The 16,732-nt window shown below is 67.0% G+C and carries 12 protein-coding genes; 4 read left to right on the forward strand and 8 right to left on the reverse strand.

The genetic code is table 11. From position 1 onward, the window contains the following. Nucleotides 1-28 precede the first annotated feature (28 nt). The 3 genes from lspA to C7H73_RS05305 all read right to left on the reverse strand — a co-directional run bounded on the left by lspA (nt 29) and on the right by C7H73_RS05305 (nt 4,566). Nucleotides 29-559 carry a signal peptidase II gene (gene lspA, locus C7H73_RS05295; RefSeq protein WP_106845688.1) on the reverse strand — a complete coding sequence of 177 codons (531 nt, stop codon included), beginning with the start codon at nt 557-559 and terminating at the stop codon, nt 29-31. Then, on the reverse strand, nt 559-3,414 hold the full coding sequence (ileS, locus tag C7H73_RS05300; protein WP_106845689.1) for an isoleucine--tRNA ligase: 2,856 nt from the start codon (nt 3,412-3,414) through the stop codon (nt 559-561). The genes lspA and ileS overlap by 1 nt, the downstream gene beginning before the upstream one ends. 108 nt (nt 3,415-3,522) lie before the next feature. Then, on the reverse strand, nt 3,523-4,566 hold the full coding sequence (locus C7H73_RS05305) for a bifunctional riboflavin kinase/FAD synthetase (RefSeq protein WP_106845690.1): 1,044 nt from the start codon (nt 4,564-4,566) through the stop codon (nt 3,523-3,525). Between the two features lie 179 nt (nt 4,567-4,745). On the opposite strand from C7H73_RS05305, the gene C7H73_RS05310 reads away from it, so the two are divergent. Next, complete coding sequence (locus tag C7H73_RS05310) at nt 4,746-5,303, forward strand: HNH endonuclease (protein ID WP_106845691.1); 558 nt, start codon at nt 4,746-4,748, stop codon at nt 5,301-5,303. 71 nt (nt 5,304-5,374) lie between these two features. Here the strand turns inward: C7H73_RS05310 and C7H73_RS05315 are convergent, their stop codons facing one another. Beyond that, nucleotides 5,375-6,688 carry a tetratricopeptide repeat protein gene (locus tag C7H73_RS05315; protein ID WP_106845692.1) on the reverse strand — a complete coding sequence of 438 codons (1,314 nt, stop codon included), beginning with the start codon at nt 6,686-6,688 and terminating at the stop codon, nt 5,375-5,377. 45 nt (nt 6,689-6,733) lie between these two features. Continuing rightward, nucleotides 6,734-8,692 (reverse strand): sensor histidine kinase, encoded by a 1,959-nt coding sequence (locus C7H73_RS05320; protein ID WP_227001423.1) that lies wholly within the window; start codon nt 8,690-8,692, stop codon nt 6,734-6,736. A gap of 142 nt (nt 8,693-8,834) precedes the next feature. On the opposite strand from C7H73_RS05320, the gene C7H73_RS05325 reads away from it, so the two are divergent. From C7H73_RS05325 to C7H73_RS05335, 3 genes are all read left to right on the forward strand, one after another. Further along, nucleotides 8,835-9,509, forward strand: coding sequence for a response regulator transcription factor (locus tag C7H73_RS05325; protein WP_227001424.1), 675 nt, complete (start codon nt 8,835-8,837; stop codon nt 9,507-9,509). A gap of 96 nt (nt 9,510-9,605) precedes the next feature. Then, the gene (locus C7H73_RS05330) at nt 9,606-12,848 is read left to right on the forward strand and encodes an IPTL-CTERM sorting domain-containing protein (protein WP_106845695.1); all 3,243 of its coding nucleotides are present in this window, start codon (nt 9,606-9,608) and stop codon (nt 12,846-12,848) included. A 138-nt stretch (nt 12,849-12,986) separates the two neighbouring features. Further along, nucleotides 12,987-13,556 carry a DUF3617 domain-containing protein gene (locus C7H73_RS05335; RefSeq protein WP_106845696.1) on the forward strand — a complete coding sequence of 190 codons (570 nt, stop codon included), beginning with the start codon at nt 12,987-12,989 and terminating at the stop codon, nt 13,554-13,556. A gap of 79 nt (nt 13,557-13,635) precedes the next feature. On the opposite strand, the gene C7H73_RS05340 is transcribed toward C7H73_RS05335, so the two are convergent. The 3 genes from C7H73_RS05340 to C7H73_RS05350 form a co-directional block, all read right to left on the reverse strand. Beyond that, nucleotides 13,636-14,751 carry an acyl-CoA dehydrogenase family protein gene (locus tag C7H73_RS05340; RefSeq protein WP_106845697.1) on the reverse strand — a complete coding sequence of 372 codons (1,116 nt, stop codon included), beginning with the start codon at nt 14,749-14,751 and terminating at the stop codon, nt 13,636-13,638. Nucleotides 14,752-14,764: 13 nt separating this feature from the next. Further along, entirely contained in the window at nt 14,765-15,946 is a 1,182-nt protein-coding gene (locus tag C7H73_RS05345) for an acyl-CoA dehydrogenase family protein (protein WP_106845698.1), read from the reverse strand. A gap of 88 nt (nt 15,947-16,034) precedes the next feature. Continuing rightward, nucleotides 16,035-16,718: a YceH family protein gene (locus C7H73_RS05350; RefSeq protein ID WP_106845699.1), complete on the reverse strand. Its 684-nt coding sequence runs from the start codon at nt 16,716-16,718 to the stop codon at nt 16,035-16,037. Nucleotides 16,719-16,732: the final 14 nt, after the last annotated feature.

A 16,732-nucleotide genomic window follows, 5' to 3' on the forward strand; every position in this document is an offset into this window, starting at 1 on the left:
GGGCAGGGCAGGGTGCGGGAGGCGGCTTTCAGGCCGCCTTTTTCACGCGCAGCAGCTCATCGAGGATCAGGCAGGCCGCGCCGATGCTGATGGCCACGTCCGCCAGATTGAACGCCGGGAAGTGCCCGCGGTAGAACATGCCGGACAAAAACTGCCAGTGGAAGTCCAGGAAGTCCACCACGTAGCCGTGCTGCAGCCGGTCCACCACGTTGCCAATCGCCCCGCCCAGGATGTTGGCCAGCGAGAAGGCAAACAGCTTTTGCCCCGGGTGCTGGCGCAGCTGCCAGAGGATGAAGGCGGCCGCCGCCAGGCCGATGCCCGTGAACAGCCAGCGCTGCCAGCCACCCGCGTCCGCCAGCATGGAAAACGCCGCGCCGGTGTTGTGCGCGCGCACGATGTTGAAGAAGCTGGTCACCGGCGTGGCGTCGCCCAGCCGGTAGTAGCCCAGGATCAGCGTCTTGGTGAACTGGTCCAGTAGGAAGATCACCAGCGCCCAGCCCAGCCAGGGCCAGAAGCTGGCGCCGCCCTTGCGGCCAGCACTGCTGGCGGCGCGCGCCATCAAGCGTGCAGGCGGCTTTCGCCGCTGCCGTAGAGGTTGCTGGTGCAGCGCCCGCACAGGCTGGGGTGCTGCACGTCTTGGCCGACGTCGGCGCGCCAGTGCCAGCAGCGCTCGCACTTGGCATCAGAACTGGCTGTAACGCTTATTTGGAGCCCGCCAGCAGCTACCAATTCGATAGCAGATACGATGAAGATGAACTTCATGTCTTGCCCCAAGCTGGCCAGCAGCGCGTGGTCCTCGGGCGCGGCGCCCAGGCGCACCACGGCCTGCAGCGACGAGCCCACGGTGCCGGCGGCGCGCACGGTCTCGATCTCCTTGTTCACCGCGTCGCGGATCTCGCGCAGGCGCTGCCACTTGGCCAGCAGCCCCTCGTCGCCCGCGGGCAGCGTGGTGAAGGTCTCCAGGTAGATGGACGGCGAGTGGCCGAAGATCTTCCAGGCCTCTTCCGTCGTGAAGGACAGAAAAGGCGCCATCCAGCGCAGCATGGCGTGGGTGATCTGGTGCAGCGCCGTCTGCGCGCTGCGCCGTGCGAGCGATTTGGGCGCCGTGGTGTAGAGGCGGTCCTTGAGCACGTCCAGGTAGAAGCCGCCCAGGTCTTCCGAGCAAAACAGCTGCAGCTTGGCGACGACGGGATGGAACTCATAGACCTGGTAGTGCGCCAGCACCTCGGCCTGGAACTGCGCAGCGCGCGCCAGCGCCCAGCGGTCGATTTCCAGCAGGTCTTCCTCGGCCACCGCATCCGTGGCCGGGTCGAAGTCGCTCACGTTGGCCAGCAAAAAGCGCAGCGTGTTGCGGATGCGCCGGTAGGCGTCCACCACGCGCGCCAGGATCTTGTCGTCGATCGCCAAGTCGCCGGAATAGTCGGTCGAGGCGCACCACAGGCGGATGATCTCCGCGCCCAGCTTGCCGCTCACCTCCTGGGGCGAGACGGTGTTGCCCAGCGACTTGCTCATCTTCTTGCCCTGGCCGTCCACCGTGAAGCCGTGCGTGAGCAGGCCGCGGTAGGGCGCGCGCCCGAAGATGGCGCTGGCCAGCAGCAGCGACGAGTGGAACCAGCCGCGGTGCTGGTCGTGGCCTTCCAGGTACAGGTCGGCTTCGGGGCCCTCATCGTGGTGCATGCCGGCGTGCGTGCCGCGCAGCACGTGCCAGAAGGTGGAGCCGGAGTCGAACCAGACCTCCAGGATGTCGGTGCTCTTCAGGTAGTGCGGCGCATCCCCAGGCCCCAGGATCTCCTCGGTCGTCACGCGGCTCCAGGCCTCGATGCCGCCGGCCTCCACGATCTGCGCCGCCTGGTCCATGATTTCCATGGTGCGCGGGTGCAGCTCGCCCGTTTCCTGGTGCAAAAAGAACGGCAGCGGCACGCCCCAGCTGCGCTGGCGCGAGATGCACCAGTCGGGCCGCCCGGCAATCATGCCCTGCAGGCGGGCCTTGCCGTTCTCGGGGTAGAAGCTGGTGTGCTCGATGGCCTCTAGGGCGATCTGGCGCAGCGTGCGATCGGGCTTTTGCGCCGGGTCGGTGAACACACCCTCGCCCTCGTCCATGCGGATGAACCACTGGGCGGCGGCGCGGTAGATGACGGGCGTCTTGTGGCGCCAGCAGTGCGGGTAGCTGTGGGTGATGGTCTTGGTGTCCATCAGCCGGCCGGCCACGCGCAGCGCGTCGATGATGACCGGCACCGCCTTCCAGATGTGCTGGCCGCCGAACATCCCCAGGTCGGGCGCATAGACGCCGTTGCCTTGCACGGGGTTCAGGATGTCCTCGTAGCGCATGCCATTGGCCACGCAGGAGTTGAAGTCGTCCACGCCGTAGGCGGGCGAGGAGTGCACGATGCCGGTGCCGTCCTCGGCCGTGGCGTAGTCGGCCAGGTACACGGGCGAGAGGCGGTCGAAGGCCTTGTCCACGTGCGCCAGCGGGTGCTTGAAGTTGACGTGGTCCAGCTGGGTGCCCAGCGCCGTGGCGACCACGGTGCCAGCGATGCCCCAGCGCTCCAGGCACTTGTCCACCAGGGCGCTGGCCAGCACCAGCAGGCCGCGCTCGGTGTCCACCAGGCTGTACTCCAGCTCGGGGTTCACATTCAGTGCCTGGTTGGCGGGGATGGTCCAGGAGGTCGTTGTCCAGATGACGGCGAAGGCGGGCTTGGGCAACGCTGGCAGGCCGAAGGCGGCGGCGAGTTTGTCGGGCTCGGCCGCCGGGAACATCACGTCCAGCGTCTGGCTCTGCTTGTCCTGGTATTCGATCTCGAACTCGGCCAGCGACGAGGCGCAGTCGAAGCACCAGTACACGGGCTTGAGGCCCCGATAGACGAAGCCGCGCTCCATGACTTTTTTGAGTGCCCGCAGCTCGCCCGCCTCGCTGGCGAAGTTCATGGTCTTGTACGGGCGGTCCCACTCGCCCAGCACGCCCAGGCGCTTGAAGTCCTGCATCTGCTGGGCGATCTGCTCGGTGGCGAACGCCCGGCCGCGCGCCTGCATCTCATCGCGCGGGATGTTGCGCCCGTGCAGCTTCTCGATGGCGTTCTCGATCGGCAGGCCATGGCAGTCCCAGCCGGGGGTGTACAGCGCATCAAAGCCGTCGAGCTGGCGCGCCTTGACGATCATGTCCTTGAGGATCTTGTTGACCGCGTGGCCGATGTGCAGCTGGCCGTTGGCATACGGCGGGCCGTCGTGCAGGATGAACTTGGGCGCGCCACGGCGGGCGTCGCGCAGCTGCTTGTAGATGCCCTTTTCGTCCCATTCGCTCGCCCACTGCGGCTCGCGCCGGGCTAAGTCGCCGCGCATGGGAAACGGCGTGTCGGGCATGTTCAGCGTGCTGCGGTAGCTGCTCGCAGGGGCGTTCTTGGCGTTCGGTTCGGACATGGGGGTTTCTCAAGCCTTCAGGGGTGCGCTGCGGCCGGCCGGCGGCAGCGCCAATGGGAGCTCTGAGCGGGCCGGCTGTCGGCGCGCGCGGGGTGCGGGCGGCCCCCGTCAAATTCGGTCGCGGGTGGTCTGGCGACGGGTTTCGGCGTGGGTGGCCGGGGTGGAGGCAGCGAAATAAGCGCGCGCTTCGTCGCAGTCGGCAGCGATGCCGGCGGTCAGGGCCTGCAGGCTCTCGTACTTGCGCTCGTCGTGCAGTTTGTGCAGTAGTTCCACGCGGATGATTTTACCGTACCCCCCCTCGGGCCCCAGGTGGGCGGGCCAGTGCAGGCAGTGCGTCTCCAGCAGCACCCGGCCGCCGTTGATGTCGCTGGCGTCCAGCGAGGGCCGCACGCCCAGGTTGGCCACGCCGGGCAGCGGCTGATCCGACAGGCCATGCACCCGCACGGCGAAGATGCCGCTGGCGGCGCTCTTCCAGTGCGAAAAGCGCAGGTTCAGCGTGGGAAAGCCGCCGCTGCCGCCCTCGCGCCCCAGTTCACGCCCGAGCTTGCGGCCGTGCACCACGTGGCCGGAGATGGAGTAGGGCCGGCCCAGCAGGCGCGCCGCCTCGCCCATGTCGCCCGCAGCCAGGGCGCCCCGCACCGCCGAGCTGGACACGCGCTGGCCATGCACCTCGTAGCTATTCATGCGCGCCACGTCAAAGCCCTGAGCCTGGCCAGCCGCGTCCAGCATGGCGTAGTCGCCCGCGCGCTGGCTGCCAAAGCGGAAGTCGTCGCCCACCAGCACGTAGCGCGCGCCCAAGCCGGCCACCAGCACCTGGTCGATGAAGGCCTGCGCCGGCAAGGCCGCCAGGCGCGCGTTGAAAGGCAGCACCACGGCCTGCTGCACGCCGCAGCGCGCCAGCTCGCACAGCTTGTCGCGCAGCGTGCCGATGCGCGCAGGAGCCATCTCGGGGCGGCGGTGCGCCCGGGCAAAGTAATCGCGCGGGTGCGGCTCGAAGGTCAGCACGCAGCTGGGCAGGCCGCGCTGCTGGGCTTCGCCCGCCAGCAGCGCCAGCATGGCCTGGTGGCCGCGGTGCACGCCGTCGAAGTTGCCGATGGTGAGCGCGCATGCGCGTGCCACGCCGGGGTGCTGGAAACCGCGGAAGATCTTCATCTGGGTGCTTTTATTTTGATAGCTGCTGGCGCTTGTCCCGTAAGGGTTTGAGGCCAATTTGGCTTGAAAGGGGTATATTGTGCGGCATCTGCCGGTGCATTGCATTGCGCCGGGGGTCTGAGCATCTGCGTTTCCTGCTCCTGCTTTCTTCTCGTGGCGTGCTGCAAAGGGAGGTTTGTGTGAAGGTCTTGAAGCTGTCGGCCCAAGGGCTGCCGCAATCGTGGATTTCGCTGGAAGAGGCGGTCACGCACTATGCCGCCGGCGACGTGCGCTGGGAGCTGGGCGCGCGCATCGCGCTGTTTCGCGGCGGGCACAACGCGCTGACCGGCGCGCAGTCGCAGATTCCGGTCAGCAGCATCATCGGCACGCGCGGCGCGCCGGGCATCAACCCGTTCGAGCTGACGCCCAGCCTCACCAACAGCAAGCTGTTCACGCGCGACCGCAACGTCTGCGCCTACTGCGGCGGTCATTTTCATGAGCACGACCTGACGCGCGAGCACATCGTGCCGGTGGCGCGCCAGGGCCTGAACCACTGGATGAACGTGGTCACCGCCTGCCGCGCCTGCAACCACCGCAAGGGTCCGCGCACACCCGAGCAGGCGCACATGCCGCTCTTGTACGCGCCCTACGTCCCCAGCCTGTGGGAGGACTTCATCCTGCGCAACCGGCGCATCCTGGCCGACCAGATGGAGTTTCTGATGGCGCACGTACCCAAATCGTCACGGCTGCTGAGCTGAAAGGCTTGGGCGGGGCATGAAAAAACGCGGCCTTGGCCGCGTTTTGCTTTTTTCCTGCCTGCTGCAGGGCGTCAGGCAGCCGCCTTGCGCGCCACGACCAGAAAGCCCTGCACCGGCTCGCCGGCCTCGTAGCGCAGCACCAGATCCTCGGCGTTCACCGTCTCGAACCCGGCCTGGCGGCACAGCGTCAGCACGTGGCTGCGCTTGTGGGCATAACGGCCGTTGGTCTGCAGCACCAGGTCGGGACCGTCCTCGGGTGCTGTCTCGCACGAGAAGTACAGGTCGCCCGCCGGCTGCAGGATGCGCTGCGCGTTGGGGATGGCCTCGCCCAGGTCGCCGGCGTAGATGAACACGTCCAGCGCCGTGATGACTTCGTACTGCGCGGCCGGCGTGGCGTCCAGGGCTTCCAGCAGGTTCACGGTGTGGAAGCGGTCGTACACGTTGTGGCGCGCGGCCTGCTCGACCATCTTGGAGGAGATGTCCACGCCGATCAGGAAGCCGTCGATGCGCCCCAGGCACACGCCCAGCAGGCCGGTGCCGCAGCCCAGGTCCAGCACGTTCAGGCGCTTTTCGGGGTAGCGCGCCAGGATCTTGTCGGCCACGATCTTGGGCAGCTGGTAGCGCAGGCCGCGCACCGTGTGCTGGTCATACAGCTCGGCCATGCCGTCGAACAGCTGGCGGTTCAGCTCCACGGGCTGGTGCGGCGGCGTGATGCCGTGGGCCAGCGCGTTGTAATAGGCGTAAACCGAATCGCCGGGCGCCAGCTCCAGCAGCGCCGTGGTGTCGGCAATCGCCTGGGCGGGTTTGCCGGCGGCCAGCAGGGTCAGCACACGGCCCAGCAGCGCCTCGGCGTCCTTGGCGTCCTGTTCGATCAGCCCGCCCCAGACCTGCAGCGCCTCGGCGTGCTGGCCCAGGGCGCTCAGGTCACGCGCCAGCAGGCGGCGCAGCTGCACGTCGCCCGGCACCAGGTCCAGGCCGCGGCGCAGGTGCCGCACGGCCATCTCGTGGTGGCCCGCGCGATGGGCGATGTCCACCACGCTGGCCAGCACCAGCAGGTTCTTGGGTTCGCGCTCCGCCACCTTCTCGGCCGTCTCCACGGCTTCCTTGAACTGGTTCTGGCGCGCCAGCAGCAGGGCCAGCTCCAGCAGGCCGGGGTTCCACTCCGGCGCCATGGCCACGCACTTGCGCATCGCCTCCAGCGCACCCTTGGCATTGCCTGACTTCTCGGCCATCAGGCCGGCCAGCATGAACACGCGGGCGTCGTTCGGCCAGATGCGCTGCGCCTGGTTGAGCGTCTGGGCCGCCTCGCGCAGCTCGCCCTTGCCGATCTGGGCGCGGGCGGTTTCGAGGAGTTTGCGGATGGGATCGGCTTGGGTGGCGCTCATGGCAGAGGGTGCGGCGCAGCAGGGCGCAAAACGGAAAACCCGCCATTATCCGGGAAGCGTGGGGCTGGCCGGCAGGCTGAGCGTGAAGCACGTCCCGCCCCGTGCCGACGGGGCGGCCTGCACGTCGCCGCCATGCAGCCGGGCGATGCGCCGCGCAGCCCACAGGCCCAGGCCAAAGCCGCGCGTCTGGTGCGGCCCCTGGCCGCCGCGCTCGAACAGCTGCTCCACAGCGTGGGCGCTCAGGCCCGGGCCCTCGTCGCATACGGACACCTGCAAATCCCCACGCTCGCCCAGCCGCGCAGCAATGCGGACGACGCCGGGCTGCGCGTACTTGACGGCGTTGTCCGCCAGGTTCGACAGGGCGATGCGGATCAGCGTGGGGTCGCAGCTCCAGCGGGCCGGCCCGTGGTTTGCCAGCTCCAGGCGGTGACGAGGCGACCACTGCACCAGCTCGGCCGCGTGCTCAAGCAACTCGTCCAGGTCCGTGTCTTGGCGCCGCAGCTGCAGCGAAGCAGCATGGAGCCGCTCGCTGGCCAGGCAGTTGTCCACCAGATCGACCATGCGCCGGCATATGCGCCGGATCTGCGTGGCACGCTCGACTTGTGCATCCAGGTCGGGTGAGGGAAAGGCCTGCTGCTCGGTGGCCGCGCTGTCCATGACCATCAGCGGCGTGCGGAACTCATGATTCACCATGTCGAAGAAGTGGCGCTGCTCCTCGCGGATGCCGCGCTCGCTGTCCAGAGCCGCCTGCAGGTCGTTGTGGGTTTGCAGCAGCTCGGCCGTGCGCACGCGTACCTGCTCGTCCAGGTGCTGCTGGGATTGCGCCAGCTGCGCCACCGAAGAGCGAAAGCGCTGCACCAGCCGGGCCCCCACGGCCACGGTCACGACGATGTTGACCAGCAGCGTATTGAGCTGCCACAGGATGCTGGTCTCCATCTGCGGCACCGGGGCCGCGCCCATGTAGGCCGCGGTCACGTACAGGCCCGCCAGTCCATAGGCAGTACTGGGCAGCACCATCAGCAGGTTCTCCAGCGTGGGGCCCTCGCGGCGCAGGTTGCTCCACGCCACCCATGCCACCACCATGCTGATGGCCCAGGGCGCGCCGATGCCCACCCAGGCCCAGTCGGAGTAGCGGCCCAGCGGCAGGGCGGGCAGGCACAGCAGGGGCACCAGGCCCAGGGCCAGCAGCAGCCGGTCTGCGCGCCGCCAGCGGGCGTTCTTGGTCAGTACCTCGCGAAACTGCCACGCGAGCGCCACGGGCAGGGCCAGCGTGCCGACGCTGACGAGCACGTTCGACCAATGCGAGAACTGCGCCGGCAGCCACAGCAGCAGATAGCCCCGGTCCGCCGCGCCGTGCAGCAGCGTGGCCACCGAAGCCGTGGCCAGCGCCACCAGGCTGCGCATGCGCAGCGCTAGCGCCGCGCCGATGATGAGCAGCGCGTGCATCAGGTTGATGCCCTGATGCACGCCCGAGGCCCATTCCGTGGTGCCGATGTGGCTCATCAGCCCGGCCGCGGGCCACAGCGTGGCGTCCACCTGCATGGGGCTGGTGGTCTGCACGCGCAGGAGGAAGGGCCGGCCCGCCGCCAGCGTGAAGACCAGCGGGCGCACGCGCATGGCGCCCGCGTCGGCCGCCACCGTGTCGCCGGCGTTGTGCTCCTGCCATGCATCGCCCGTCTGCTGGTACAGCGTCACCCGGTCCAGGTAGGTTGGCAGCACTTCCAGCCACGCGCTCGCCTGGCTGCCCGGCGCAGGCGGCGCAACGCGTAGCCAATGCACGTCGCGCGTGTAGCCTTCGTTCACTGGGCTGTTGAGCGTGGTGAAGGCCTCGTCGGATAGCGCCGCCACTTCTTCGGCTGTCATGCGGCCACCCGGGTCCAATAGCAGCTGCATGTGCAGATCGGTGCCCAGGCGCAGACCGCCCGGCTGCGGCTGGGCGAACGAGCCCGGGCTTGTGATCAGGAAGACGATCAGTCCGATCGATAGCAAAAACCACAGGGCCAAACCTGCGGGAAAGGCAAACGATCGTGAACGAGGTGGTTTGGTGAGTATTCGTGAGTAGTCGTGCATGGCGCAGCGAGAGGTCAGCCGTGACAATCGGCCGCCCAGCCCACCAGCCATGCGTCCCCTGCCATCCACCCCACCCGTGATTGCCGTCGTCGAGGACGATGAGGATATCCGTACCAACGTTTGTCGCTTTCTGGAGAAAAGCGGCATGCGCGCATGGGGCGCCGGGTCGGCGGAAGACTTCTACGTTGCCCTGCTGCGCGAGCGGGCAGACCTTGTTGTGGCAGACCTGGGCCTGCCCGGAGAAAGTGGCCAGGTACTGGTGGAGCGCCTGGCGCGGCAGGGCATCCCCGTCGTGGTGCTGACAGGCCAGGGCGATCTGCAAAGCCGCATCGCCGGGTTGGAGGCTGGCGCATTGCAGTACTTCGTCAAGCCCGCCGACCTGCAGGAACTGGTGGCGGGCATCCGATCGCAGTTGCGCATGCTCTCACCGCGAGGCGTGGAGACTGGGGGTGCCGGGGCTTTGGCGCCGTGGCGGCTGGACGCCAATACCGCGCAGCTGGTAGCGCCCAACCTCAGCATGGTTGTACTTACCAGTCGCGAACAGACCCTGATCAGCTGCCTCATGGCCGCCGAGGGCAGCCTGGTCACCAAACAGGAGCTGGTGCAGGCCGTGGACGCAGGAAGCGTCGAGGACGGCTTTCACCGCATCGAGTCGCAGTTGACTCGGCTGCGGCGCAAGACGCTGGAAGGGACAGGCATGGCGCTGCCGGTGCGGGCCGTGTTTGGCAGGGGGTTGGTATTTTTGCCGTAAAGCCGGCGCCTTGAACCACCATCGTTTTTCACGTCATCGCATGGTTGCGGTGACTACCACTTACAAAACTCAGTCCAAAGAGAAGAAGGAGCGTTTATGCAGATCACCAGCGTAATGCGGTACCTGAGGGCCTCGGCCCGCAGATGGCTGCCTGGAGGCGGAGGCGCTGCGCGTGCCAAATGGGGGCTGGCAGCCGCGCTGCTGGCGGCGCCGCTGGCGCATGCAGGCTTCGAAAATGGCGGATTTGAAGAAGGAGACTTCAACCATTGGACGCTCAAGAGCTATACCAGAGCAGCGCTTCCGTCCGCTCCACCCCCGACGAACTCCTTGACCCCCATCACACTGAGTGCCTTGGGGCTGTCTGCCGAGAGCAGCGGTAGTGCCACGAGCGCCGTGCTCAACGCGCCGGTTGCAAACGTGCCCTATACCGTTGCGGGCACGCTGACTGCGCCCCGCTGGGGCAATCACGCGGCGAGAGTCAATGACCAGGGTGCCAAAGTAGCCAGTTCCATCGAGCAGACCGCCACGATGACGCAGGCCGATGTGGACCCTGTGGATAAAAAAGTTCATGTGCGCTTTGGCATGGCGCCGGTGCTGGCCGATGGTGCGCACCCAGGCGCCCAGCAACCCTACTTCTATGTGGAGGTGCGCAACAACACCAAGGGCACGGTGCTGTTCCAGACCTTCAACTATGCCAACCAGAGTGGCGTGCCATGGCAAAAGTACAACGGGCCTGCCGGTGGCGGGTGGGGTGGGGGTGTGGGTGACTACCGGTATACAGACTGGCAAGGCTTTGACATTGCTCCCGGTCAGGGGCTGCTCGACCCGGGCGATTCGGTCACGCTGATCGTCTATGCCTCCAACTGCTCCCAAGGTGCGGCTTACCACGAAGCCCGTGTCTATCTGGATGCAGTGGGTGCCTTCATGCCAGGGCTGGCGGTGGCGGCCACGGGGCCTTCCACCACCGAGCCAGGCCAGGACGTCACTTACAACTACAACTACAGCAACAACAGCGGCGTGATTGCCCTGGGCACCAAGGTGCGCTTGGCCGCGCCCAAGACCGAAGACGGGCAGTACACCACGTTCGTGAATGCCTCGATTCCCGGCAACTGCACTGGCCCGCACGCTGGTGATGTCCTCAGCAGTGGCCCTCCTGCGGTGAGACGCGGGGATTACATCGACTGCGACATCGGCTTGCTCAATGACGGCCAAAGCGGCACGATTCCCGTGTCTTTCTCCGTGCCTGCAGGGGCCGTTACGACCGCACCCAGCAACGTGGTCAACAACGGCGATTACGACATACGCTCCAGCACGGCCAGCCCCTTCATTGGCCCCATGGTCAAGACCACCATCCTGCCTGCGGATGCTACCGTGGTGGACTTGGGGGTGGGCATCGACAACGGCGGTGCGGTGTCCTATCCGCCGAATACCGATCTGGCGGCGACTCCGATCACGGTCACGGTCTCCAACCTCAGCGGCACCGATTCGCCCAACTCGACGGTCAGCCAAACGCTGACTGGCCTGACGGGTGTAACTTGGACTTGCGCTCCCGCTCCAGGCTCAACAGCCACTTGTGGCGCGTTGAGTGGCACGGGCCCTATCACCGACACCGCCAACCTGCCTGCGAGCCAAAGTTTGGTCTACACCATCACCGGCACCACGGAAGCAGTAGGCACGCCCGTGAATTCCGTGGTCACAGTGGCCCCGGCTGCGGGCACCAGCGATTCGCAGATGGGCAACAACACGGCGGGCATGAACACCCCCGTGGGCGTGCAGCACAACGCTACGGTCAATGCGACGGGCTCGGGCGCAGGCCATGTGCTGGCTGTGCCTGGCGCGCTGGACTGCGGCAATGCCTCCACCGCCTGCACCGCCGCGGGCACTGTGAAGCAAGTGGCCGAAGGCGACGAACTGCGCTTGACCCCCGTAGCCCATGCCGGCTCTATCTTCAAGGGCTGGACGGGCTGCACCGCCACGCAAGGCAATGTGTGCGTGGTTACTGTTGGCACTACCGACGTGACGGCCACGGCTGAATTTGCTAAGGCCTACATCGTCACTCCCACGCAGAACGGCATGGGTGGCAGCATTGGCCCGAACACGCCCCAGCAGGTCGAGGAGAACGGCTCCAAGGTCTTCACCCTTACCCCTGATGTGGGCAAGCTTCCGGTAATCAAGCCCCCGGCTACCGGTACGGCCTGTACTGGCAGCCTGAGCACCACGGCACCCTATAGCTATACCGTGAACCCTGTTACGCAAGACTGCGGCTTTACCGTGGAGTTCGTGAGCGGCGTGAACATCACCTCGTCGGTTAACGGCAGCGGCGGTTCCATCAGCCCTGCTGGCACCACTGGCCCGCTTGTGCCCGGCAACAACAGCACCGAGTTCACCCTGACCCCCGATGCTGGCTACACCCCCGTCATGGGCGGCACCTGCCAGGGCACGCTGGTGGGCAGCAAGTACACGGTGACCAACACCGCCAGCGATTGCACGGTGATTGCCTCGTTCACCAACGACCCGGTCACGGTGACGTCCTCCGTCACGGGCGGCAATGGCGGCATCGACACCACGGGCACCGTGAATCTGCCGCGCGGTGGCAAGCGGGTCTACACCTTGACGCCCGCGCCTAGTTACTACCCCCTGGTTACGGGCAACTGTCCTGGCAAACTGGTAGGTAATACCTACACGGTCGATCCCGTAAATGCCAATTGCACCTTCAGCGTGGCTTTCAGCAACCAAACAGTGGTGCTTACTGGCACGGTGACTGACGGTACGGGCACTATCACGCCCAACGGCCCCGCCACGGTGGCACAAGGCGGCGGTCAGACCTTCACAGCCGCGCCCGGCGCCCCTGGCGACGTGGTGGTGTTCGGCGGCACTTGCCCTGGCACGCGCAATGGCGACGATTTCACCGTGGCCAATGCCCAAAGCAACTGCACGGTGGAGGCCAAATTTGTGGCTCCTGCCAACGCGGTGGCGGTGACCACGGTAGTGACCGGCGGCACGGGCTCGGTGACCACACCGGGCCAGGACGCCACGGGCAAGACGCTCCTGGCCAAGGGCGACTCGCGCGTGTGGGCGCTTACGCCTGGCACGCTAGGCCAGGTACCGAGCTTGGCGCCCGGCTCTACTTGTACAGGTACCTTGAGCGCCACTGCGCCCTATACCTATGCGGTGAACAACGCGCAGGCTGACTGCGTAGCCAACTTTGCCTTCGCCGCTCCGGCGCCTGCGGGTGGCAACGTGGCTGGCATCCCCACGCTTTCCGAGTGGGGGCTGGTCATCCTGTCGAGCCTGATGGGCCTATTCATGGTGGGCATGCACCGCCGCCGGATGTTCTGAACGCGCATGGGCCTTCTGGCCCTGCGGCCAGCAAGCCAGCAGTACTTCACGGTGCTGCTGGCTTTTTCATATCAAAATGGGCTTTGGCGCTTATGTGGAAGGCGCAAATAGCTATTGTTTTCGAAGCGAGATTCATCCATGCGATTCAACCCGCTCTACCTGCTGGCGCTGGGTGCGGCCCTGTGGGTTGCACAGACCGCAGCGCAGGGCACCCAAGGCAAAAAGAACCCGATGCCCGCACGCAAGAGCGGACTATGGGAGGTCACGCTGCGTGGCGAATCTCCGGGCCCGCGCCAGGGCCAGACGGTACTGCAGTGCACCAACACGGAAGCAGAGGCGTACATGCTCATGTCCATCGTGCCGGGCCAGGAGAACTGCGGCGAGGTCAAGGTCGCCCGCCGCGCTAAGGGTGCAGGGTATGACATTCGCACCGTGTGCCAGACGCACAGCAACCGTGTAGATACACGCATGGAACTCACAGGCGACTTGCAAACGGCTTACGTGGGGCGTTTTTCCGCAAAGTATTCTCAGCGCCCCTTGCGTGACCCTGGCCCTACGGTATTCGAGGGCCGCTGGCTCGGAGACTGCAAACTAGGCCAGCGTCCGGGCGACATGGTATTGCCCAACGGCGTGACGGTGAATGTGGTTGACGACAAGAAACGTGCCGAAGCGCATGAGACTGAGGAGCACGGCCACGCGCGTAGATGAAAGCGCAGAGGTCAAAGAAAAATCCCCGCTGGTGTCGAACCAGCGGGGATTTTTTCTATGAGCAACCGCGAAGCAAGCCTCAGGCAAACACCCCCGCCGTCTCCTGCATCCTCCCCGACACCTCGCCCAGGTGATGCAGCGTATCCCCCCAGCACATCTCCAGCTGCGTCAGCACCTTGAAGTAGTGGCTGCCGACGTATTCATCCGTCACCCCGATGCCGCCGTGCAGCTGCACCGACTGCTGGCCCATAAAGCGCATGGATTGGCCCAGCTGCACCTTGGCGCGTGACAGGGCGCGGCGGCGCTCGTCGGGGGCTTCGCCCAGTTTCAGGCCGGCGTAGTAGCTCATGGAGCGGGCCAGCTCCAGCTGCATCTTCATGTCGGCCGCGCGGTGGCGCAAAGCCTGGAAGCTGGCAATCGGCACGCCGAACTGCTTGCGCTGGTTCATGTACTCCGTGGTCAGGCGCAGGGTCTCTTCCATCGCGCCCACGGCGTAGGCGCAGGTGCTGGCGATGCCCACGTCGGCAGCCAGCTCCAGCGCGGCCAGGCCGTCGGTGGTGACGAGGGTGGCGGGGGCGTCCTTGAACATCACCTCGGCAGCGCGGCTGCTGTCCTGGGTGGCGTAGCCGGCGGCGGCCACGCCGGCGGCGCCGCGCTCGACCAGAAACAGGGCGATGCGTCCGTCCAGCTGGGCAGGGACGATGAAGGCGTCGGCCTGGTCGCCGGCGGGTACTATGCTTTTGATAGCTGTTACCGCATGTCCTGCCTGGGTTTGCGCCGCTTTTGCCTCGCAAACATCCAGGCGGTAGCGGGCCTTGCGCTCCTGGTGGGCCAGCACGACCAGGGCCTCGCCGCTGGCGATGCGCGGCAGCCACTCGGTCTGCACGGCTTGCGAAGCGTGGTCGGCCAATACGCGGGTGGCGATGAAGGCCTGGGCCAGGGGCTCCAGCACGATGCCGCGGCCCAGTTCCTCCAGGGCCACCATGGCGTCCACCGCGCCCTGGCCCAGGCCGCCGTGGGCCTCGGGTACGGTGAGGGACGTCAGCCCCAGCTCGGCCAGCTCGTTCCACACGCGGCGGTCAAAGCCGCCCGCGGCGACGATGGCGCGGCGGCGCTCGAAGCCGTAGCCCTTGTCCACCCAGCGGTGCACCGCGTCGCGCAGCTGCTGCTGGTCGTCGGAAAAATCGAAATCCATGGTGTCGTCTCCTTTAGCCCAGCACGGTCTGCGCCACGATGTTGCGCTGCACCTCGTTGCTGCCGCCGTAGATGGTGGTCTTGCGCAGGTTGAAGTAGCTGGACGCCAGCGGCGCGTTGGCCACCTCGCCGCCGGGGAAGTTGCCCTGCCAGCCGGCCTCCATGGCCTCTTCGATGAAGGGCAGGCTGAACGGGCCGGCGGCCAGCATCATCAGTTCGGCGTAGCGCTGCTGGATCTCGCTGCCGCGGATCTTCAAAAGGCCCGCGATGTCCAGCGGGTTCTTGCCGCTCTTTTCCAGCGACAGCACGCGCAGCACCAGCATCTCCAGCGCCACGACGTCCACCTCCAGCAGGGCGATCTGGTCGCGAAAGCGCAGGTCGTCCCACAGGCCTTCCGTCTTGGCGATGCGTTTCAGGCGCTCGAGCTCGCGCTTGGCGCGGTTCACGTCGGCGATGTTGGTGCGCTCGTGGCTGAGCAGGTGCTTGGCATACGTCCAGCCCTTGTTCTCCTCGCCGATGAGCTGGTCGGCGGGCACTTCGACGTTGTCGAAGAACACCTCGTTGACCTCGCACTCGCCGTCCAGCAGCTTGATGGGCCGCACGGTGACGCCGGGCGACTTCATGTCCAGCAGCAAGAAGCTGATGCCGGTCTGCGGTTTGCCTTCCGTGCTGGTGCGCACCAGGTTGAACATCCAGTCGCCGTACTGGCCCAGCGTGGTCCAGGTCTTCTGGCCGTTGACGATGTATTTATCGCCCACGCGCTCGGCGCGGGTCTTGACACTGGCCAGGTCCGAGCCGGCGCCGGGCTCGCTGTAGCCCTGGCTCCACCAGACCTCTCCGCTGGCGATGCCGGGCAAAAAGCGCTTTTGCTGCTCGGGCGTGCCGAAGGCCATGATCACCGGCGCCACCATCACCGGCCCGAAGGGGATGATGCGCGGCGCGCCGGCCAGGGCGCATTCTTCTTCGAACAGGTGCTTTTGCACCGCGTTCCAGCCCGGGCCGCCGAACTGCTTGGGCCAGCCGTAGGCCAGCCAGCCCTTCTTGCCCAAAATCTTGGCCCAGCCCTGCATGTCTTCGCGCGTCAGGCGCAGGGCGTTGTGCACCTTGTGCGCGATCTGCGGGGGCAGGTGGCTGCGGACCCACTCGCGCACCTCTGCGCGAAAGGCCTGCTCTTCAGGGGTGAATGCGAGGTCCATGCGTGTCTCCTAACGAAGCGCAGTTTGTAGCACGGGCGTTCGCTTATGCCCTGTCCAGGCGGCGACATGGTCGCGCCGGGCGGGTTTGTCAGGCGAGTGGCTGGGGCGCCAGGCCCAGCTCGGCGCGCAGTTGCTCGAGCCTGGCGCGCAGCGCGGCCACTTCGGCTTCCAGCGCCTCCACGCGGGGCTGCAGGGCGCTGCCCCCGGGTGCCGTGCCCTGCGGCTGGGCCGCCTCCTGCAGCGCCTGCACGTCCACCGGCCCGCACAGCAGGTGCGCCCAGCGGCTTTCGCGGGCGCCGGGCGCGCGCGGCAGCAGCACGACCAGCGGGCCGCCGCGCTCGTCGCTGCGCTCGGCCAGCTCGTCCAGGAAGGCCTCCACGGAGGAAATGTCGGCAAAGCGGTGCCAGCGCTCGGCGTTGATGCGCAGCTCGCCGGCCGTCTGCGGGCCGCGCAGCGCCAGCAGTGCCAGCAGCACGGCGGACTGGTCGGGCACGCCTGCGCCGCGGGCAAAGTTGTGCTCCCAGCGTGCCACGCGGGCGCCGCCGATCTCCACCACCAGGGCGCGCTGGCGCAGCTCGTCCAGCGCCTGGGCGGCAGCGGCCTCGTCCAGCTGCATGACCGGGTCGCGGCTGCTCTTTTGGTTGCAGCCGGCCAGCAGGCTGTTCAGGGTGAGCGGATAGCTGTCGGGCACGGTGCGCGACTTCTCCATTAGGGTGGCCAATACGCGGGCCTGCGCGGGGGTCAGGGGCTGGGTGCGGGTGTCGAATGGCATGGCGAGAGGGCAGG

This window comes from Pulveribacter suum (genome assembly GCF_003013695.1).
In the GTDB taxonomy this organism is placed as follows: domain Bacteria; phylum Pseudomonadota; class Gammaproteobacteria; order Burkholderiales; family Burkholderiaceae_C; genus Melaminivora; species Melaminivora suum.